This is a genomic window from Pelosinus sp. IPA-1 (assembly GCF_030269905.1).
GTDB lineage: Bacteria > Bacillota > Negativicutes > DSM-13327 > DSM-13327 > Pelosinus.
Genome location: NZ_BSVC01000006.1, coordinates 135,207 through 157,101 on the forward strand (window position 1 = coordinate 135,207; position 21,895 = coordinate 157,101).

General features: G+C 38.3%; 17 protein-coding genes, 2 tRNA genes and 1 other annotated feature. Of the genes, 14 read left to right on the forward strand and 5 right to left on the reverse strand.

Annotated elements, in window-relative coordinates; all coding sequences use genetic code 11:
- Positions 1-316 precede the first annotated feature (316 nt).
- The 9 genes from QSJ81_RS15550 to QSJ81_RS15590 all read left to right on the forward strand — a co-directional run bounded on the left by QSJ81_RS15550 (position 317) and on the right by QSJ81_RS15590 (position 9,622).
- On the forward strand, positions 317-1,456 hold the full coding sequence (locus tag QSJ81_RS15550; RefSeq protein ID WP_285718281.1) for a two-component system sensor histidine kinase NtrB: 1,140 nt from the start codon (positions 317-319) through the stop codon (positions 1,454-1,456).
- Positions 1,457-1,572: 116 nt separating this feature from the next.
- Positions 1,573-2,496, forward strand: a complete 924-nt coding sequence (locus tag QSJ81_RS15555) for a L,D-transpeptidase (protein WP_285718282.1) — start codon at positions 1,573-1,575, stop codon at positions 2,494-2,496.
- 300 nt (positions 2,497-2,796) lie between these two features.
- On the forward strand, positions 2,797-5,421 hold the full coding sequence (gene polA / locus QSJ81_RS15560; protein WP_285718283.1) for a DNA polymerase I: 2,625 nt from the start codon (positions 2,797-2,799) through the stop codon (positions 5,419-5,421).
- 22 nt (positions 5,422-5,443) lie between these two features.
- Positions 5,444-6,268 (forward strand): DNA-formamidopyrimidine glycosylase, encoded by an 825-nt coding sequence (gene mutM / locus QSJ81_RS15565; RefSeq protein WP_285718284.1) that lies wholly within the window; start codon positions 5,444-5,446, stop codon positions 6,266-6,268.
- Positions 6,269-6,288: 20 nt separating this feature from the next.
- On the forward strand, positions 6,289-6,912 hold the full coding sequence (gene coaE / locus QSJ81_RS15570) for a dephospho-CoA kinase (RefSeq protein ID WP_285718285.1): 624 nt from the start codon (positions 6,289-6,291) through the stop codon (positions 6,910-6,912).
- A gap of 76 nt (positions 6,913-6,988) precedes the next feature.
- Complete coding sequence (locus QSJ81_RS15575; protein WP_285718286.1) at positions 6,989-7,558, forward strand: lytic transglycosylase domain-containing protein; 570 nt, start codon at positions 6,989-6,991, stop codon at positions 7,556-7,558.
- A gap of 12 nt (positions 7,559-7,570) precedes the next feature.
- Complete coding sequence (locus QSJ81_RS15580) at positions 7,571-9,277, forward strand: peptide ABC transporter substrate-binding protein (protein ID WP_285718287.1); 1,707 nt, start codon at positions 7,571-7,573, stop codon at positions 9,275-9,277.
- A gap of 130 nt (positions 9,278-9,407) precedes the next feature.
- Positions 9,408-9,493, forward strand: a tRNA-Leu gene (locus QSJ81_RS15585).
- Between the two features lie 43 nt (positions 9,494-9,536).
- Positions 9,537-9,622 (forward strand) — tRNA-Leu (locus QSJ81_RS15590).
- 283 nt (positions 9,623-9,905) lie between these two features.
- Here the strand turns inward: QSJ81_RS15590 and QSJ81_RS25800 are convergent.
- Together QSJ81_RS25800 and QSJ81_RS15600 are read right to left on the reverse strand one after the other, a co-directional pair.
- Positions 9,906-10,154: a hypothetical protein gene (locus tag QSJ81_RS25800; RefSeq protein ID WP_502929661.1), complete on the reverse strand. Its 249-nt coding sequence runs from the start codon at positions 10,152-10,154 to the stop codon at positions 9,906-9,908.
- Between the two features lie 246 nt (positions 10,155-10,400).
- Positions 10,401-11,327, reverse strand: coding sequence for a helix-turn-helix domain-containing protein (locus QSJ81_RS15600; RefSeq protein ID WP_285718289.1), 927 nt, complete (start codon positions 11,325-11,327; stop codon positions 10,401-10,403).
- Positions 11,328-11,510: 183 nt separating this feature from the next.
- On the opposite strand from QSJ81_RS15600, the gene QSJ81_RS15605 reads away from it, so the two are divergent.
- From QSJ81_RS15605 to QSJ81_RS15620, 4 genes are all read left to right on the forward strand, one after another.
- Positions 11,511-12,725, forward strand: coding sequence for an MFS transporter (locus tag QSJ81_RS15605; RefSeq protein ID WP_285718290.1), 1,215 nt, complete (start codon positions 11,511-11,513; stop codon positions 12,723-12,725).
- An 88-nt stretch (positions 12,726-12,813) separates the two neighbouring features.
- Complete coding sequence (locus QSJ81_RS15610; RefSeq protein WP_285718291.1) at positions 12,814-13,626, forward strand: alpha/beta fold hydrolase; 813 nt, start codon at positions 12,814-12,816, stop codon at positions 13,624-13,626.
- Positions 13,627-13,801: 175 nt separating this feature from the next.
- Positions 13,802-14,443 (forward strand): GGDEF domain-containing protein, encoded by a 642-nt coding sequence (locus tag QSJ81_RS15615; RefSeq protein WP_285718292.1) that lies wholly within the window; start codon positions 13,802-13,804, stop codon positions 14,441-14,443.
- 43 nt (positions 14,444-14,486) lie between these two features.
- On the forward strand, positions 14,487-15,020 hold the full coding sequence (locus QSJ81_RS15620; protein ID WP_285718293.1) for a histidine phosphatase family protein: 534 nt from the start codon (positions 14,487-14,489) through the stop codon (positions 15,018-15,020).
- A 63-nt stretch (positions 15,021-15,083) separates the two neighbouring features.
- Here the strand turns inward: QSJ81_RS15620 and QSJ81_RS15625 are convergent, their stop codons facing one another.
- Entirely contained in the window at positions 15,084-16,367 is a 1,284-nt protein-coding gene (locus tag QSJ81_RS15625; protein WP_285718294.1) for a radical SAM/SPASM domain-containing protein, read from the reverse strand.
- Between the two features lie 188 nt (positions 16,368-16,555).
- On the opposite strand from QSJ81_RS15625, the gene QSJ81_RS15630 reads away from it, so the two are divergent.
- On the forward strand, positions 16,556-19,183 hold the full coding sequence (locus QSJ81_RS15630; protein WP_285718295.1) for a glycosyltransferase: 2,628 nt from the start codon (positions 16,556-16,558) through the stop codon (positions 19,181-19,183).
- A gap of 40 nt (positions 19,184-19,223) precedes the next feature.
- On the opposite strand, the gene QSJ81_RS15635 is transcribed toward QSJ81_RS15630, so the two are convergent.
- Together QSJ81_RS15635 and QSJ81_RS15640 are read right to left on the reverse strand one after the other, a co-directional pair.
- Entirely contained in the window at positions 19,224-19,535 is a 312-nt protein-coding gene (locus tag QSJ81_RS15635; RefSeq protein ID WP_285718296.1) for a hypothetical protein, read from the reverse strand.
- 454 nt (positions 19,536-19,989) lie between these two features.
- Positions 19,990-21,390, reverse strand: a complete 1,401-nt coding sequence (locus tag QSJ81_RS15640; RefSeq protein WP_285718297.1) for a sodium:solute symporter family protein — start codon at positions 21,388-21,390, stop codon at positions 19,990-19,992.
- Positions 21,391-21,536: 146 nt separating this feature from the next.
- Positions 21,537-21,743: a binding site (T-box leader), on the reverse strand.
- Positions 21,744-21,895: the final 152 nt, after the last annotated feature.

The following is a 21,895-nucleotide window of genomic DNA, read 5'->3' on the forward strand; positions in this document are numbered from 1 at the left end:
GTATTAAAAATGTAATTATATGGAAAATAACATAAAAAATGTAATAAAATGGTAAAAGAATAAAACAATTAGAACTAGAACATTTTGCAATGCAGTTATAAATGTCGAATAAGGTAACAAAGAGAATAGAGGAGAGACTTGTTAAATCAAGGGGGAGCAAAAAAGGGTAAGGATATTCGACAGCAAATGCTTGTTTTCCTTAGTATTATGTCGCAATTTTACGAAAAGAACTTAGTCTAATTTAGCAGGAGTTACAATTATTTACAAGAATATTATGTATCACTTTAATAAAGTAGAAAAAGGGAGATGGCGGAATATGTATCTGGCAGCAGCTTCTCAAAATAGAGTAGTACACTTAGTGAGAGAAGATGAATACAAAGAATATTTTGAGTCAACAACAAATGGAATTTTACACTTAGATAATAACATGCGGATAAAAAGCTTGAACCGTGAGGCAGAAAGAATCGGTGGTGTAGACCGTTCGAATGTAATAGGAAAGCGGGTAGAGGTTGTATTTCAAAAGTTTGGTGAGCAGTTTTTAAAGATTTTTGATACCTCAGACTTTGAAGATATTAAAACATCGAATCTTAGTTTGAAGGTGAATGAACAGGTTATTTACGTGCATACAGATGCGTTAAAACTCATGGATTCATCAGGCGTATTCAATGGTATGATTGTCATTCTACAAGATGTATCCGCAGTCAGGGCAGCTATAAAGCAAATACAGACTACTCAGATGCTTGTTTCATTAGGTGAATTAGCTGCTGGGGTAGCCCATCATGTACGAACTCCCCTAACCACAATTAGTGGATATTTGCAAGTAATGTTAGGGCGTATTGATGATGATAAATATACGGTACGTCGTGATGTATTAGAAACTTTATTAGGTGAGGTCTCCTATATCAATGATGTAGTAAAAGAGTTGATTTTATTTGCAAAACCTCCAGTACAAAAGGAACCGGATGTTGATATTAATCGTTTGCTGGAAGATGCCCTTCGATTAGTCTTTAAAGAGATAGGTGGAGAAAAGATTGATATAAATAAAGAACTAGTAAAAAATCTTCCAACCATTATCGCAGATAACAATCTTATTAAGCAAGCTGTGATGAATATTATGCAAAATGCTATAGAATCCATGGATGGAGAAGGGGTATTAGGTATAAAAACCTGGATGAATGCAGAGCTAAGTATGCTAGTAATTGCAATAAATGATACTGGGGCAGGAGTGACACCTGAGATAATGTCTCGAATCTTTGAACCTTTTTATACTACTAAATTGGACAGGGTAGGATTGGGACTGCCGATTGCTAATCGTATTATTGTGGAGCATGGTGGGTTTGTTAACGTTAGTTCTGGGGAAAAGGGCGGTACAAAAGTACATATTTATTTGCCAATCGTTGATGATTGCACAAATCGTCTAGCGGTAATACATCAACAAATTCTAAACTTACAATAGGGCTTACAAGTTGAACTACCTTTTTAATAATAGGAATTTTTATATCCTGTCATATACACAGAGCATTCTTCATATACGTTTATTGTTGTTTAATTTTTAATGAAGAAGGGATGTCTGTGTTTTGTTTTCTAAAGAAAGTAGTCTGTCTAATTTGTTTATTGTTACTCATAGTGATACCAGTATCTGCAGAACAGATACGTTCACCGCAAGTAATTGTGAACTTACCGAGCCGCACCTTGCAATTATATTCAGGTACTGCGTTTATTAAAGAATATCCAGTGGCAATTGGTAAACCTTCTACTCCGACTCCTTTAGGGAGCTATACTATTACGAGTAAGGAAAAAAATCCAACTTGGATTCCTCCTGGGCGTGGTTATGTGGTAGAATCTGGCCCAGATAATCCACTAGGATACAGATGGATGGAATTCCTGCCGCTATATGGTATTCATGGAACGAATGCTCCCTGGACAATTGGGATGGCTGTATCTAACGGGTGTATACGGATGAAGGAGGAGGATGCAGAAGAATTATTTGAAGTTGTAAAATATGGTACTCCGGTAAAGATAACCTATGAACGTATTAAAATAAATGTTGATAGTCAAGGGCAGGCATCCATCGGAATCTTTCCCGACCTGTATGGTTATCAGAGCCTTTCAATTGCAAATGTAGATGATAAACTAGCTGAATATGGTTTTAAAGGTTTTGTAAGCGAAACGGTTTTGTTATCAATGCTTAGAGGGGAAACAGGTAAACAAGTGCCATTTGCCAAAATTCACACTTTACGTGTCAACGATAAAACTTTGCGGGAAAAGGCGATAACGGTTGATGATGCAACCTATGTACCCGCATGGGCAGTTGCTGTTGCATGTAATAGTAACATTGTTTGGGATGAACAAAAACAGCTAATATGGAAAGGGAAACGTGGAATTAACGGTGTGATAAAAGGTGATATTATATATAGTAAAGTTGAAGAAATTTCATCGTTATTTGGTCTAGAGTCAATTTTAAAAGAAGATAATTCATTAGAAATGAAGGACTGAAAAACGCTAATTCATCATCACCAATACAAAAAACGCTGTTGTCGGATATGAGTTAATTTGTCGCCATTTTATAGAGGGCTTATCTTTTATGGAGTATGTCGCTTATATAAATCTAAGCCCTAGATAAATAGAAATTGATTATTTGGCGTAAGATAGATATAGACTATATGGAAATAAAAAGAGATCTGAAAATGATCTCTTTTTATTTTACTATTATAAAAAAGAAAAAATTAAAGGGATTCTGTCATATTTAGCAAAATATAATATAGTTTAAATCTATTATTTAAGGTGGTAAAGCATATGCCTGGAAATTTTATAATTATTGATGGAAGTAGTTTGGTACATAGGGCGTTTTACGCATTACCCTTATTAACTACAGCAAGTGGACAATATACAAATGCAGTTTATGGTTTTACAACTATGATGGTAAAATTATTAGGGGAACTTAAACCAGATTTTATGGTCGTAGCTTTTGATAAAGGGAAAATCACGTTTCGTAATGATGCGTATGCTGAATATAAAGCCCATCGTAAACCGACTCCAGGGGAGTTGTCAGAACAGTTTCCCTTGGCGAAAGAGGTACTGGATGCCTTTGGTATCCGAGTAATTGAAGAAGCTGGATATGAGGCAGATGACATTATTGGAACGTTGGCTGCTAAGGCGGGACAAGCAGGGCATAAAGTGACTATCGTTACCGGTGATCGTGACGCATTACAACTAATTTCCCCTAGTACCCGAGTCATGTTGACGAAAAAAGGTATTTCTGAAATGGAAACCTTTGACAGAGATGCTTTTAAAGCGAAATATTGTGTAACTCCCGAGCAGCAAATTGATATTAAGGGCTTGATGGGAGATGCTTCTGATAATATCCCAGGTGTCCCAGGTGTCGGTGAAAAGACGGCAGTAAAGTTAATTGCTGAGTTTGGCTCTATTGAGAATGTTCTCGAAAACATAGATTGTATTTCCGGGAAAAAACTGCAAGAAAACTTGCGTAACAATAAAGAAATTGCTTTATTATCGAAAAAGTTAGCAACAATTGTTTGTGATATGCCCTTAGAGTTTTCTACGGAGAGTTTTGAATTCCACCCTGATGTTGCCAAAGTAAAAGAATTGTTTGCTAAATTTGAATTTAGAACCTTACTAGGCAAGGTTGACAGTATATTTCCAGGAAACGAACAACAAGGTATAGTTGAGGTAGAATGTCTGCCTGAAGTTACTGCTTTAACTGACAATAATGAGCTTAGGATCCTTGTGGATAAGGTGCGAGAAGCTGGCGTGCTAGAATTCTACCCAATCATTACAGGAAAACTACCTGCAATTATAATGCAGGGGTTGTCTGTGATTTTCGACGACAAGGTAGTATATGTACCAGCCTCGATAGAAGGCTGGCAGGAGATGTTAGATCTATTTGCTGATGCATCAGTGATGAAAATTACACACGATGCTAAGGTTCTATATAATGCTTGTGCTAGAATGGAGACTTCATTAAATGGCCTTGTTTTTGACACGATATTAGCAGCTTATCTTTTGGATCCGACAGCCAGTGAATATTCCCTTGCTATGTTGAAAGAAAAGTACCTTGGACGGCCAAATACAATTCAGTGGAATAAAATGTACTATGAACCTGTTTTTGCTGTATGGGCTGTTGAAGTCATACATGAAATTTATCCTTTGCTAAGACAAGGGCTAATAGAGAATGAACTGATTACCTTGTTTGATGAGGTAGAACTTCCTTTGGTAGAAGTTTTATCTGTAGTAGAAAACTATGGAATTAAGGTAGACAAAGAATATTTAGAAATCATGTCTGCTGAGATTGGGACTAAAATTAATCAGCTACTTTCTGAAGTTCATTGCTCAGCCGGTGAAGTTTTTAATGTAAATTCACCAAAACAACTTGGTACTATATTATTTGATAAGTTACAGTTGCCTGTAATGAAAAAAACAAAAACGGGATACTCTACTGATGCAGAGGTATTGGAGAAATTAGCAGGACAGCATGCTATTATTGATACAATCTTAGAATATCGGATGCTGACAAAATTAAAGTCGACCTATTTGGACGGAATGATCGGTTTAATTAGTCCAGATACAGGACGTATCCATACGACTTTCAATCAAATGGTGACAGCTACTGGTAGGCTCAGCAGTTCGGAACCTAATCTACAAAACATACCGATACGAACGGAAATTGGTAGGAAGATACGAGAACTTTTTGTACCTGATGAAGGATTTGATTGTATTATGACTGCTGACTATTCTCAAATTGAACTTAGGGTGTTAGCTGATATGTCTGGTGATGAGAATATGATCGAGGCCTTTGCCCAGAATCAAGATGTTCATACTCGTACAGCCTCCGAAGTTTTTGAAGTACCTATGTCTGAAGTTACACCTGAGTTGCGCTCAAGGGCGAAAGCTGTAAACTTTGGCATCGTTTATGGAATTAGTGATTATGGCTTATCACGAGATACTGGCGTTAGCCGTAAAGAGGCAGGTCAATATATTGAGAATTATTTTGCAAAATATCATGGTGTTAAAGCATATATGGACAAAATGGTAAGTGATGCACATAAACAAGGGTATGTGACCACTTTATTGGGGCGCCGTCGTTATTTGCCTGATATTAATAGCAAGAATTTTAACCAACGATCTTTTGCGGAACGTACTGCGATGAATACTCCCATACAAGGGACAGCGGCAGATATTATAAAAAAGGCTATGGTGGATGTATACCGAGCCTTGCGAAAAGCGAATTTACAGAGTCGTATTTTGCTGCAGGTACACGATGAACTAGTGCTAGAAGTTCTTGCTTGTGAAGCGGAACAAGTAGCTAAAATAGTAAAAGATGCAATGGAGCAAAGTGTGACCTTGCGAGTACCTTTAGTAGTAGATGTAAATGTAGGGAAAAATTGGGCTAGTGCAAAGTAGGAGTTAAAGCAGGAGGACAATTATGCCAGAAATGCCAGAAGTGGAAATTGTTCGACGTACTCTTGTCGACAAAGTAGCTGGAAGGACAATTAAGGAAGTAGAATTTTTGTTGGCCCGACTAGTGAAATGGCCTTCGCCTGGTGAATTTCAGGCGGTGCTAACAAATCGGAAAATTATAACGCTAACTAGACGAGGGAAATACTTATTATTTCATTTAGATGATGGACAAGTGTTAGTCATCCATCTTCGCATGACAGGACGATTGCAATACATTCGTACTGGCATGGAGAAGGACAAATTTACTCGTATCATATTTAAGTTGGATAATGGTGATTTGCTTATCTATGCAGATACGCGTACATTAGGAACCTTATATTTAATGCCAATGGATGAATTATGGCGTATTTCGGGACTCGCTACCATGGGGCCAGAACCTTTGACGCCTGAATTTTCACTTGATTATTTAAAGAATATGTTAAAAAAACATCATGGCAAAATTAAGGCTATTTTGTTAAATCAAAAATATATAGGTGGTTTAGGTAATATTTATGTAGATGAAAGCATAGCGATTGCCGGTATTCATCCGGAACGTATTGCTAGCAGTTTGAGTGAAAGTGAAAATGAAAAATTATATCATGCAATTAATAAAGTAATAGCCGATGGCATAGAACACGGTGGTACTACATTCCGAGATTATCGTGATGGGATTGGCAGAAGTGGCACTCATCAACACCATCTTATCGTATATGGACGTAAAGGAGAGCCATGCCTCACCTGTGGTATCCCAATTGTATGGAAAGAGGTATCGGGTCGTGGAAGTCACTTTTGTCCTAAATGCCAAGGCTAGGATAGGTTGGAGGCGGTTACATGTATATTGTTGGTTTAACAGGTGGTATTGCAACGGGTAAAAGTACTGTAAGCGCCATGCTAGCAGAATTAGGTGCCTATATTATAGATACAGATAAAATTGCCCATGCCATTGTTTTGCCAGGACAGCCTGCGTTTCTTGCTGTTGTGGCCCATTTTGGTGGTGGGATAGTACGGAGTGATGGGGCTCTCAATCGAGAGGTTTTAGGTGAAGTTATATTCAAAAACCCAGAAGAACGTACTTGCTTAGAAAGAATCACTCACCCTTTTATCGAAAAACAAGTAAATGAAGACATCCAAAAAGGGGAAGAACTCGGCTATAAAGTGGTTGTTGTTGATGTGCCCCTGCTATTTGAGGTTGGGTGGCAAAATAGAGTTGATGAAGTTTGGGTAGTTTATGTTGACCAAGAGGTACAGATAGCGAGGTTGATTGCCCGAAATCAATTAACTTATGAACAAGCACAAATCAGAATTAATGCCCAACTACACGTCAAAGAGAAAGCAAAACAAGCTGATGTAGTGATTGATAATACTCTTGATACAGAAAATACAAAAAAACAAGTAGTAAGCGCATGGCAGGGCGTATGCACTAGAGCGCAAAATTTGATTGTTGAAAAAGTTTAGTCGTTCTATTTTCTTTGGGCTTTGCGTAAAATTTTGTAAGAAGATGGCTAGTAAATTAACAACGGAGTGATTTGTTTTGCGGATTTTAACCCGGATGAAAATCCTGGTGGGTAGTATACTACTATTAGTAACCATTGGTTATCATATATATAGCAGCGATTGGTTTCAAAAAAAATATGTTTATCCCTTCCCATATCAGGAAATTGTGTATCGTTATGCCTTGGATAGAGAATTGGATCCTTTTCTTATTGCTGGAGTCATAAGAGCAGAAAGCAAATTTAATACAAAAGCAAAATCTCCTAAAGGTGCCCTAGGATTAATGCAGTTGATGCCTGAAACATCAAAATGGGTCGCTGAGCAAATGGAAAATCAAGATTTTAATACAAAACAGCTAGAGGATCCAGAGCTAAACATTAGTATGGGTACTTGGTATCTATGGTCATTAAAGAAAGAATTTAAAAGCAATGAAGTATTAATGTTAGCAGCCTATAATGGTGGGAGAGGTAATGTAAAACAATGGATGGCCCAATATGGATGGAATATGTCTTTTGTTGAAGATGAAAAAATTCCCTTTCGAGAAACTCGGGAATATGTAAATCGAGTGTTAGATAATAAGAAACGGTACCAAGAGTTATATGGCAGATAGGAGAAGGTAGTATTGGAAGATGGAAGACCAGTTGCAGTCAAACATAAAACTGATGACTTATTTTCTAAAAGAAAAACCATACAAATATCTAGATTCAGGTATTGTAGTTTTTTATGCTTTCTGATGGCTATAGTCTTACTGGTAGGTGGTTGTAGTTCCAAATCACTGCCAAATCCTAACAAGCCTGAATTAAAGCAAGGCGGACAATTGGTCTATGGCAGTCTGCAAGAACCGAATACCTTAAATCCATTGTTATCTGATTTTCTGGCTACTGCGGAAGTGAGTAGTTTGATTTTTAGCGGATTATTGGTAAACAATGAAAAAGGGGAATGGGTTCCAGACCTTGCGGTTGAAGTTCCCACCTTACAAAACGGTGGAGTGAGTCAAGATGGTCTCAGCGTAACCTATAAGCTGCGTTCAGGCGTGACTTGGCACGATGGGATGCCTTTTACTGCAGAGGATGTTAAATTTACTTGGCAACTTATCATGAATCCGAAAGTAAATATTGTGTCTCGTGATGGATATGATAGAATTTTGGCAATCGATACTCCCGATAGCAACACCGTCATAGTGCGGTTTAAAGAGTACTATGCTCCTTACTTAACCCTGTTTACTAGTGTTTTACCTAAACACATAATAGAGTCGGCAGGTGATGTCAATAAGGCAGCCTTTAATCGTGGGCCAATTGGCACAGGTCCTTTTAAATTTAAGGAATGGCGTCTTGCAGAAGCCATTGTATTAGAAGCAAATACTACATACTTTCGTGGTAAACCTAATTTAGATACTATTGTTTATAAAATAATTCCTGATAATACTATTATGTTGACGTTGCTGAAGGCTGGAGAATTAGATATTATGGCAAACGTTCCTTTCTCCCAATATGAGCAAGTCAAAAGTATAGAAGGTGTCAAGGTTGTCAGTACTCCAGCTATGATTTGGGAGCACCTCGATTTTAATTTGGACAATCCCTTATTTCAAGATGTGCGAGTGCGGCAAGCCATTTCACTAGGGATAGATAAGCAGGCTTTGATTACCAATCTATTTAAAAATGCAGCGAGTCCAGCATTTGGTGATCAATCACCCTTGTCTTGGGGTTATAATCCAGTTGTAAAAGGGGCTGTACGTGATGTTACGGCTGCACGTGAATTATTAGTCCAAGCAGGATGGCAACAAGGGACGGATGGTATTTTTGCCAAAGGTGGACGTAAGCTATTGTTTTCTCTAAGTGTGCCAGCAGGAGTAAAAACACGAGAACTTACAGCCCAAATGATAGCTCAGCAGTTGAAAGAAATCGGTATTGAAGTAGAAGTGAAAGTCCTAGATGCACAGCTGTTTTTTGCTGATACCTTAAAAAAGCGTAGATTTGAAACTGCCTTATATGCCTGGGTGGCAGGAGTGGATCCGAATAACCTCAACTTGTGGAATTCAAAGAAAATTCCTAGTGCAGCCAATCGGATGGAAGGACAAAATTACCCAGGGTGGCGCAACGCGGAAGTTGATTTGCTAACGGAGCAAGGGGCGCGGACGGTAGATATAGAAGCGCGTAAACAAATATATTTTCGAATTCAGGAGTTAATTCAGCAAGACTATCCAATTATTCCACTCTATTTTAGGACCAATATTGATGTAGCGAAAAATAGTGTTGAAAACTACAAATCAAATCCTACTCCATCAGGTAATTTATGGAATTCTTGGCAATGGGGAATTGCTTCAAAGTAATTGAGAAAACCTTTCTCATAAATTAAAAAGGATAAAATGAATTATCTTGTTGACATTTCCCCATGAAACGGTATAATAGTATATGTCGGCAAGTTAAACCATATAAAGTGAGTCCCAATTGTCTTGCTATGCGGTCGTGGCGGAACGGCAGACGCGCTAGATTCAGGTTCTAGTGAGGGAAACTTCGTGGAGGTTCAAGTCCTCTCGACCGCACCAACTTTAGTATGAGTGACTTGTTAACGAAATAAATAATTTATTCGCGGTAGTGGCGGAACGGCAGACGCACCAGCTTGAGGGGCTGGCGGGGGCAACCTCGTGATGGTTCAAATCCATTCTACCGCACCAATTCAGTAATAATAGGCTTACAGGCATTTTGCTTGTAGGTCTTTTTTGTTGTTTGTGAAAGGGTTTGATGTGGATTTGACACCATTATTGACACCATCTTCATTTATTAGCTCAGTTATTTTGTTGACGGCTTGTTGTTTAAGACCTGGAATAACATGACTGTAAATGTCTAAAGTTGTGCTGATGAGTACATGTCCTGATAATTACTGAACGATCTTTGGATGCTGCAATATGTAAAAGCTCGTCAATTCCCTGACGAGCTAACTTATAATTATCAGGTATGCTAATCGGTATCGGTATCGGTATCGGTATCAGTATCAGTATCAGTATCAGTATCGGTGTCAGTATCGGTATCAGTATCGGTACAAGTATCGGTACAAGTATCGGTACAAGTATCGGTACAAGTATCGGTACAAGTATCAGTACAAGTATCGGTACAAGTATCAGTACAAGTATCAGTACAAGTATCGGTATTAGTATTGCTATTTTGCCCGGGTTTGGGGGGGCCGAGAGGACGCTCTTTTTTTGTCATTAAGTTAACACCTCCTTTATTAACATAATATGTTGTGGGAGGTGTAATGTGACAGAATTTAAGAATATTCCAAAATAAACCAGACAACTCTGCTGGCGGCCATTTGTCACGGCTGTATGCTTGAAACTTGGTGATAAATGGCTAAAATTCTGTACCATAATAAAAAGTAGAACTCATAAACAAAGGGTGGGCTCTACTTACAGGAATCTACTCGCAGGATATACGTAGGCTTTTGTTGCAATGGCGTTACTTTCGCATCGAAGATGGCGATGTTTTCTGGTATTTTTTAAATAAGCGACTGAAATAATTACTATCATCAAAGCCGACGGCCATGGCAACTTCGCTAATATTAAAATCGCTTTCTGACAAAAGCGTTACGGCCTTATTAATTCGTAGGTAATTCATATAATCAACTGCGCTTTTACCAGTAATGCTTTTAAAGAGACGACAGAAATGTTGGTTGCTCATATTGGCTAAACTTGCCAGTTGACTCAGACTAATGTTTTCATTGTAATGCTGATCCATATATTTTAAAACAGTACGTAACTGGTGCATGTTTTTTTGTTGGCTATCCTGTCGATTTTTATGAAACGTGTCTTGTTGATAATGCCGCAATAGTAGTACGATTATATGGTAAATTCGTGATTTGACTGCTAATTCGCATCCTATTTCTTGGTTATTATATTCGTTAACAATTTGCTGGATTTGCTCAGCCAATTCATCATCTTGGGAAATATAATTTTGAAAGCGAATTCGGCCTTGTAGCAAAGGATTTAAATATTGTGTTTGACAAAAATCTACCTGACTGCCAAGCAAGAAATTAAGATCGACTTTTACGATATAATAAACTAGATGTTGGCAGATGGTCTCACCGTAGTGTATTTCGTTACTATTTATAATAACTAGATCCCCTGGTTTCACCTCGTAGGGATGGGAATTGCAGTGAATTAATGCATCACCTTGCTCAAAATATAAAATTTGAAATTGTTCATGCCAGTGGCTTTCAAAAATGGGGCCACGTTCCAAGCGTTCGCTGCGGCTTATTTTCACCGGAAAATCTCGATACATGTCGTAATCCCACTGCCGGCTATTGTCGTTAACTTTTGGCTGCCCATTGCATAATAGTATACATACACTGCAGTTTTTCTCGCAGAGATTGCTGTCAATCATCATTTGCTATCACCTTTTATTGTTAATATTGTGCTAATATCTAGTAATATAGTCCATGAATTACAATATTGATTTATGTATAATAATACCATGATGCAAATAAATGTATAAGGTGTATCTTGAAAATTATTAAATTAATTTTATGCTACTTTGCAAAATGTAATTTATATCGGAAAGGGGAATCTTATGAAGATGAAATTTTTAAATGGCATAGACCGTAATTATTTTTTCTTTTTACTATCGACAGCTTTTATTGGTATTGGGCAGAGTGTTGATGGTGCAATTCTGACTAATTATCTAAAAGAAGGCTTGGGAATGATGATTCTAGAGCGGTCAGCTTTAGAGTTTCCGCGGGAACTACCAGGGCTGCTGATGGTTGTTATTATTGGGCTGCTTTCTTTCTTAGGTGATGTAAGAACTATGTTGGTAGGAAATGTTATCTCGGCGATAGGTATGTTTTCTTTAGGGATCATTCCTCCCGAATACAGTTGGCTCATAGTAACTATTTTCGTTTACAATATGGGAACTCATATTTATATGCCTCTGTCTAATAGTATTGGAATGAGTTTTGCTACCGCTGGTGAATTGGGGAAAAAACTTGGGCAGATGAACGCCATTAATACTTTAACACTAGTTATTAGTAGTGCAATCTTATGGATGTTGTTCAAGTTTCTGAACATTAGTTATATGACCGCTTTTTCAATAGGCGCTGTGGCCTTTTTATTGGCAGCCGTCTCACTTATTTTTATGAAGCCGGCCAAAACAATAAAAAAATCCAGACGTTTTGTTTTCAGGAAAGAATATGGCCTATATTATTGGTTGAGCGTTCTGTATGGAGCGCGCAAACAGATATTTATTACTTTTGGTCCATGGGTGCTTGTGGATGTTTTCCGCCAACCAGTTACTACTATGATTATGCTATTTTTTATTGTTTCGATTGCCGGAATTTTTGTAAAGCCGTGGATTGGGCATATGATTGATCATTTGGGAGAAAAAAATGTTCTTAGCAGTGAGGCAATAGGTTGTTTTATTATTTGCTTAGGTTATGCGTTTGCTGATAATCTATTTGGTAAAGAGCTTGCATTGTTTGTAATTTGTGCATGTTATGTTTTGGACCAGGCGATGAATGCAGTTAGTATGGCTAGGGCTACTTATATGAAAAAAATCGCCCTACGACCTGAGGAAATTTCACCTAGTTTGTCTTTAGGTACTAGCATTGACCACGTCGTAACCATGTTCTTACCTATCTTAGGAGGTTTAGTTTGGTACAATGGTGGTCCGAATGGATATAAATATGTATTTATGGGCGGTGCTGCCATTGCCCTGTTGAACTTTGTGTCGACTAGATTCATCCAAATAGAGGAGGCAAAACCGCAACAAAAAGTTGTGAGTGGTGCTTAATGTCTTGAACTGTAGCTACGATGGAATATGCCAGTGGTTTAGGTTGTGATGTCTATTTTAATAGAGGTCAGAGTAGTGAGGGGAAAAAATGAGTGGAAAAATAATTACATTTACTGATGCACGGAAGGAAGTGTACTGTACGTCACCGATGACGAAGTGCGCCGCACAAACCTATATTCTTATTGCTGGTGCGTGGCATAACGGTTGGTTCTGGACTGGGGTGAAGGAAATACTGGAGTCAGAAGGTCATAAAGTGATAGCTGTTGATTTGCCGGGTCATGGTAACGATACGGCTTGTTTAGACGATCAAAATTTGGAGAGTTACTCTCGCTCCATTGCCAATATTATGGAGCAACAGCTGGGGCAAGTAATCTTGGTGGGTCATAGCATGGCAGGGGCGGTTGCCTGTCAGGCATCCGAGTATAAACCAGAAAAAGTCAAAAAAATGGTAGTCCTTTGTGGATTTCTATTGAATGATGGTGAAAGTATAAATGGCCTAAAGGATGGCTTCAAACCTACAGATTGGACTAAAATGGCTGATTTGGGTATCGTCGATCTCTCCTTCGATAAAAAGGTTTCCTATATGAACCCCCAAGTAGCTAGGGAAAAATTTTACGGCGAGTTAACTGACGACCAGGCTAAATTGGCAATTCTACACCTGGGGGGAGAAGCTATTGCGGCGCAGCACCAGGCCGTGAAACTTGGCAATAATTTCAGAAGTATCCCTAAGATTTATATCAAGACTCTTCAAGACATGATGTTACCCCTTGATTCTCAAGAGAAGATGATTCAAAGGGGTGTTGAAAAAGTTTATGCTATCAACTCGGGGCACTCCCCATTCTTGACAGCTCCGCGGCAACTAGCAGATATTCTACTAAACATTGCTGTCGATGTAGCGTGAATTCAGTAATGATAGGCTTACAGGCATCTTGCTTGTAAGCCTATTATTGCTTATGAATGCTTAAATAGGGGGTTGGAAAAGTATAGGAATTTGAACTAAAAGTTCCCTATTCCTTCGGATTGTAGTAGAATATGAAATAACACTGTTTTTTATATTGAATAAAAGGGTGAATAGAATGAAATATGCGGGAAGAATAACTGGCTTAATAATTATGCTAATGACTATTATAGCGGTAAGGTTATATGCTTATATTTATTTAGACTATTCATTCAGCAATCCGCCTTATCCTGGAATTATTGGTTTACTTATTGCTTATTGGGCTGGTAAACAGTATGACAAAGTAAAATTTTATTCAGAAAAAGATAGTTTGACGGGTTTTTATAACCGAAGATTTGTTGACGAACTTCTTCCGTCTCTTTTGGCTAAAATGGATAGAAAAAATGAAAAATTAAGTATAGTTATTTTGGATTGTGATAATTTCAAGGCCATAAATGACCGATATGGTCACAGAAAAGGGGATTTGGTGCTACAAGAACTTTCAGCTTTACTTTTAACTACTATAAGAAAGAGTGATATAGCTGCTAGGTGGGGTGGCGATGAATTTCTGATTATTGCACCTTGTGCAGGTGATGAAGAGATAAAACAAATTCTTAAACATTTTAATAATGAACTCCTCGAATTATCGAAGAAATTGCAAATTGCCATTTCTCTTTCAAGTGGTTATGCAATCTACCCTAGTGACACAAAAAAAATAGAAGATTTAATCAGTATTGCGGATAGCAAGATGTATAGCCTTAAAAATGCAGCTAGATCATAGTAGGGTATTATATATAGCTTAGTGGCAGAACTAGGAGGGGCATATGAGAATTGGATTGATGCGGCATTTTGAAGTTGAGTGCCCTCATAAAAGGATGATGTCTGCAAAAGAATTTAGTGAATGGGTCAATTTGTATGACAGTTCACCCATTAAAATTATGGATTTAATAATAGAGCAAGGAACGTGGGAAAAGTGCTATTGTAGTGATTTATTGCGTGCAATTGAAACCGCGCAGCATATCTATAGAGGAGATATTACTAAAACAGAATTAATTCGAGAAGTGCCGATTTCACCAGCATTTGATTCTAAAATAAAATTGCCATATATATTTTGGTTACTGGCAGGAAGAGTGGCATGGCTTTGTTCACAGCAATCTCAACCTGAAAGTATAAAACAGACAAGGGATCGGGTAAAAATGTTTATTTCAAGTATTCTTGAGGAAGATAATGTCTTAATAGTGACACATGGATTTTTGATGCTGCAAATTAAAGAACATTTGATTAGTATGGGTTTTCGTGGTGACGAATTCAAAAAGGCGAAGTACGGAGAAGTATATGTATTTGAAAATAATGAATAGTAGTGAAATAAAAATACCTAGTCATTGGCTTGTTATTTTTATTTCAAAGTAAAAAGCTACCTGTTACGGCAGCTTTTTTGTTATCTTGGTATCTTCTATATCTTCCGGTTCTTTTTCAGCCCATTTGCCAAGATAGGGATTGTAGTCGCACTGGGGCGAAGGCGCTCTCCATCGTTTGTCTGGGTCGCTGCCCTGGGCGAGCGGTCGGCAGTCGCCGCAGGCGTAACGATATTCACAGTCTTTACACTTCTCGACGGCATCTTTGGTAGCACACCAGCAGCTCTGCAGGGACTCATTGGTGAGAACTTCTTTGAGAGGTTGGTTCAATATACTGCCGGCTATCTGGTCCCTCGCAAAGATACAAGGGATGACATCACCATTTGACGTGATGGCAATCTTTCCCATGAGGCAGTTATTATACTCTTTGTTTATCAAGAAGCTTTGCATATCAGTATAAAAGGGTGGCCTAATCGGCGGTTTATGATACTTATTAGGCAACAGGTCTAGGTCGTCACCGCGGCCTGTTGGGCGCACTACGTCAGGGTAGGCGCCTTGGACGCCTAAATCTTGGCATAGTTTCACAATTTTTTCGGCTTCATCTTCATTGTCTTTCATTATAATAGAAGCAATACGCAGGTCAACTCCGGCAGCAATGATTTTTTTCACCGCATCCATAGTTCTTTCGAAGCTGCCCTGGTTGAGTGTTATCTTGTCATGGGTTGTAGCGTTGTCTGCGTAAATGGTTGTTGCTACATGGATGTTATACTGCTTAAAGAAGTTCACACAGTCATCATCAATGAGCGTAGCATTGCTGAAGATCTCTATGAACTCATATTCATCTTCATGCGCTTTGATCGCAAGTTCGCGCCATTTAGTATAAAGTAGCGGTTCACCGCCGATAAGCTGGATCGCGGTAGCTCCAGCTTCTCTGGCTTCAGAGATTAACGACAGCCATCTGTCATGAGGCACGCAATCATTGTTAACTGTAGGCCCACTTGTGGCGTAACAGTGCAGACATCGGTTATTGCAGCAGGAGGTAAGTTCAAGCCATAAGAAGCTCAATTTAACCTCAGTTTCTGCTTTAGGTAGTGGCGGTGTCTCTCCAGGGTCAATCGCATAGAATACCCCCAGTTCTTTGCGGGTTAAGTCATCGAGAAAGGCAATATAAGGCTTGGTATCAGGAGCATTTATGTCCATGAAATCTTCTAGTGGATTGCCCTGGCAGGCTTTCAACATCTCTACCGCGCCCTTGTTTATAGAAAACACTTTGCCTGACTGAAAATCATAGATGGCGCCTCTGACCGCGCCCTCGACTAAGGCACAGTGGGGTTTAAGTCGATAGTACAAGTTTTCGTCCTCCCTTGTTTTCGGTATGACACATCATATGCATTTGTGGCGTTTGGGGTGTCGAGCCTGAAATAGCCGGCGACAATTAATAGTTTTTGCATAACATGAGCATTATGGCTGATAAGTCACAGGTAAATATTGGTCTGCATATTATATGTTATGAATCTCTGCGGACTTGGAGGGAGTATATGACAAGGTACGGAGGAACAGATTGGCAAGATCCCGACATGGATGATTGTTTTGAAGAAGCTGGTGAGCACTGCCTTCCCTGCCAGTGGGATATTGCAGATAACGGATATGGCGGTGAGACCTTTTGTGCTAAGTACAAAGGCGGTTTACTAACCAGTATTATAATTCTTACTCATAATCAACTTGACTTCACGAAATTATGCGTTGAGAGTATTCGTAAGTATTCCAATCCTAAAGAGTATGAGCTAATTATAGTGGATAATGATTCTAACGATGGCACAAGAAAATGGCTTACACAGCAGAGCGATGTTAGAACCATTTTTAACAATCAAAATTTAGGTTTTCCTAAAGGTTGTAATCAAGGAATTGAAATTGCCGAGGGGGCAGAAATTTTATTGCTTAACAATGACACAGTAGTTACTGTCAATTGGTTAAACAATATGAGATATGCGCTATATAGCGATGAACAAGTAGGTGCTGTTGGACCTACTACCAACTATTGCTCCGATTGTCAGGCAATTATTCCGTCATATTCCTCGCTTTATGATATGGACAAATTTGCTTATAGTCATAATAAATCTAATCCCGAATTATGGGAAGATAGATTAAAACTCGTTGGCTTCTGCCTTCTAATTAAGAGAAAGGTAGTAACTGACATTGGTTTACTTGACGAAGTTTTTTCACCAGGAAACTATGAAGATGACGATTACTCTGTACGTATGGTTAAAGCTGGTTATCGGTTAATCCTTTGTAAAGACACATTTATCCATCACTTTGGCAGTGTGTCATTTAAACAAAACCCTGAGGAATTCAGTAAAATTCTACGTAAAAATGCGAAGGTGTTTGAGAAGAAATGGGGGTTTAATCCAGCTTATTCTTTGTTTATCCGTAATGAAATAATTGACCTAATTGACAGGCCGAAAAACACTCCGATTAAGGTGTTGGAAATAGGTTGCGGATGTGGCTGCACATTGTTGCAAATTAAAAACATCTTTAGATATGCAACTGTATACGGTGTTGAGTTAAACAAAAATGCTGCGGCAATTGCCGAAACCTTTGCTCAGGTTTTTTCTGAAGATATTGAAACTGAATCTTTACCCTTTAAAAATGATTTTTTCGATTATATAATTTTAGCTGATGTATTAGAGCATCTTAAAAATCCATGGGACATCCTCAAGCAGTTGAAATGTTATTTAAAACTAGGTGGATACATATTAGCAAGCATTCCTAATATTATGCACTTCACTGTTGTCAGAGACCTCTTAAATGGACAGTGGACATATAAAAATGCGGGTATCCTTGATCGTACACACCTCCGTTTTTTTACACTTCATGAAATACATGAGATGTTTATATCAGCAGGGTATAATAATATGGTTTATGGTGATACCACAATTCAGACAACTGAGGAAGATGAAGCATTTGTAAGATCCCTAGCTAGTTTAGGTAATGAGAAACTTATCAAGCAATACAAGGTATATCAGTATATTGTGAGAGCACAAAAGACTGCAAAAACATCTAGTAAGCCGACCTTTGTAACAATTTTTCCAGAAACTGAAAACGTTCATCTAACCAAAGATGTGGGAATGATTCCTTTTATCATGCAAAAATATTACGGATATGATTCTACAATCGTCTGTTATAAAAATGGAGAGTATCCTTATTTGGACAGAGAAGTCAAAGGGTTAAATATCGATTATTTGAATTATATTTCAGGCTCCGAGAATGACGATGTGTGTAAATATTTAGAGGAGCACTCAGCCGAAATTGATATCCTTCACCTATTTCATCTCTCGGTACGAACTTTAAAATGGATTAACACTTATAATTCGAATAATCCTCAAGGTAAGATCTATCTTAAACTTGATGCAGATATTAAAATTACTAATCTTACTATTGACGGAAATCCACGAATAATGGACATTTTAAAAAAGTGTGACCTCATAAGTGTGGAAACATTGCCGCTGTATTACTTTTTAAAGGAATATTGGCCGATTAAGGTTGAATATATTCCCAATGGATATTATGATTTTTCTTATGATAAACAGGTAAGGTTTGAAAAAAAGGATAATATTATATGTACAGTCGGAAGAATAGGCCTACCTGTAAAGGCTACTGAGATACTTATGGAGGCATTTCGCCTTGCTGAACCACGCATTTCAAATTGGAAACTAAGGATAGTTGGACCGGTTTTATCAGAGTTCGATGCTTATATCGATAACTATTTCGAAAAGTATCCCCATCTAAGTGAAAAAGTAATATTTACAGGTGAAATAGTCGATAAACATAAGCTAGAGCGCGAGTATGACCGAGCTAAAGTTTTCTGTTTAACGTCGAGAATAGAAAGCTTCGCGTTAGTTCTAGTAGAGGCAGCTAGAAGGGGGTGTTTTTTAATCACATCAAATATTATTTCTGCTAACGACATTACTAGTAACGGTAAATATGGAGATATTTTTGAGGTGGATAACATAGGGCAATTAAAAGAGTTGATAATCCAAAACTGTAACAGTCAGAAAAAGCTGAATAATAATTGTAATGCAGTTGAGAAGTTTATCAAAAACAACTTTAATTGGGTTGATATTTGTGGGAATATTAATCAGCTGTTAACTGGAAAACGAAACTATTGAAAGTGAAACAGAAGTAGACCCGCAAATAGGGTACGAGAGACTAAAAAGAAGCTGCACGGAAGGCAGCTTCTTTTATTTGGTCTAGGCTACAAGAAGGGAAAACACCCTGGATTGCATGCGGAATACGGGTCGTTAGGATGTTTCTTTGGATTACAGGTTCCAGGTGCATATGGCTTGCAATATGGAGAGCATCTAGGATTGCATTTGGGGTTACAACCAGGTTGACAACGCGGACGGCAATAGGGGCTACAGTTAGGATTACAATGGGGATTGCACCCCGGATTACAGTTCGGACGGCAGTTGTCAGGCCCGCATGGACGATAATCAGCCATATTGTGGTTATAGTAGTCATAATCGTAATAGGATTTACTCCAGTCTATGATCTCCGGTTCATCCCAGTCGAAGATTCGAAAATGTTTTTTTCTATCCATGTACTCACTCCTCGAGTATCGATGTTACACTCACTTCAATACATAATATGCAGATGAGAAAGTAGCGGTTACACACGTCGGCCCTTGTGCTACATTCTGGAGGGGAGCCTCTGCTGAAGAGGAGTGGGGCAAAATCTGAAAAAGTTATTATGTTATGATTAGTCCGAGTTATGCGGAGGACTGTGGTTGACTTAAAAGATGATGTATGGTTTGATACTAGTCTTGCTTAGATTTTATATCAAGCAAGACAACCTTGGGCTGAAAGAGAGGCTTTTGTAACATGAAAAATGTAATACTGAATTGGCATATATATTTGAAAGATCGCAACAAAAAACCTGCAAGAATTTAAAGAAATTCTTGCAGGTTTTTTGTTTTCTATGCGCATTCAGAGGCAGTAATCACCTTTGAATCAAGTAGATATGTTAATAGAAAGGTGCCAACACAAGCAATCCATTCAAGATAAATTACGTGAGGGAATATGTGTGTTGAAGGGAAAGTCTGCCAGACAATTAATATAGCTAAACTAACTGCAATAGTATAAAAAGCAGCATTCTTTCGGCAAAGAGACGGGGCGAACAAGGTAAAGAGTACAATCACACTAAAAGATGCGGTTAAACTGAGACCAATCATAAGAGTAGTGATAATACCGCTAATCGTCATTGCAAAAATTAGGGTTAACAATCCTAAAGAGAGTACAGATGCTTTGGTGACAATAAGAAACCTTTTATCACTCGCTGCAGGATTAATGAATTTTTTATAGATGTCTTGGGAAAATAAAGTTGCTGAGCTAAGGAGCAGATTACAGGCCGTTGATACATCTGCCGCCCATAACGCCGCAAGAGTAATTCCAGCTAGAATTGGGTTCAAAGACATAATGGTCATTGGCAAAGCCATAGCAGGGCTTACATCTGGAAACATTGTTTTTGCAATGACCCCTAATAAGGCACTGACAAAGCCAATCGGCAACATCATTAATCCACCGATAACAAAACCACGGCGAGCTGTTTGCACATCTTTTGCTCCCAATGAAATTTGAATGATACTTTGTAGTGACAAGTTAACAGTTACTAATACTAGCATCCAGGTAACAATGCCGATGATGCCAACACCGTCAAAAAAACTGAGATACGTTGTATTAACAGGAAGCGCGGCCTCGATGTTTTTAAGACCCCCAGCATGTGTTACGCTGACAATAGTAGCTAAGATAATACCAATATATTTTAGCGAGACGTTTAAAATATTGGAAAGGCTAGCTGACCACATGCCGCCAATCATAGTTACGCTTATGAATACTACAGCACTTGTAAGCATACCGGTGGTAAGTGTGAATATTTCAGGCATTAAAGCACAGAGGATACTGCCGCCTGCTAGATATTGAAGGGACATAACGACTAGTTGAATCAGTATCTGACAAGCTATTCCAGCAACCATGCCTTTTTTATCATAATACCTTCCTAATAGTTCGGGGATGGTAGTTATATTAAGTTCACGATATTTTTTGGCAACTAACATTCCCATAGTAATAGCGCCAATACCCCAAGCTGTTGTATACCAACCAGCCGAAAGACCAACTTTATATGCTTGTTCAGCCACACCGATCGTTGAAGCTCCGCCAACTGCAAGTCCTACAATTGATACAGTAATCAGCGGCGTTGTAAGTTGTCTGCCTGCTAAAATGTAATTTGTAGCACTGCCAGCAGAACGCCGCTGGGCAAAATAACTGATCACAAAAAGTAGAAAAATATAAATACATACGATAAGAAATGGAATATTCATGATTAACCCTCCTAGTAATAAAGAATTTTTGCATATATTTTCTTTTATGCCGGCTATAAAAGAAAAAACGCCCCTCGTAAAGAGGGACGATATGACCGTGGTACCACCCAAATTTAATCTTAAGACAAAAATAAAAAGCGATACCGATAAGGGACGAATCACCGCGGTACCACCCTAGTTTTGATCATAAGATTAGCTCTAAATCTGTAACGTAGATATACGGCAAGACCTACTGTAAATTTCAGTCTGCAGTTCGGGAAGGAACTTCATTGTGTATTTTCAACTAGTTTACACCAACCACTAGCTCTCTGTATGAAAATAACATAATTACTTTTTTCCGTCATCACCAATAACGATATGGTATTGTAACGATTATAAAATGTTACGATACAAATGTCAATATGCAATGTACAGTAATTTACGGTTTTTATATTTTCGTAACCATTATCCCTTCTATTTGTTTGTACTATTTGCAGGAAAAGTTTTTAGTAAAAGAGAAATTCTT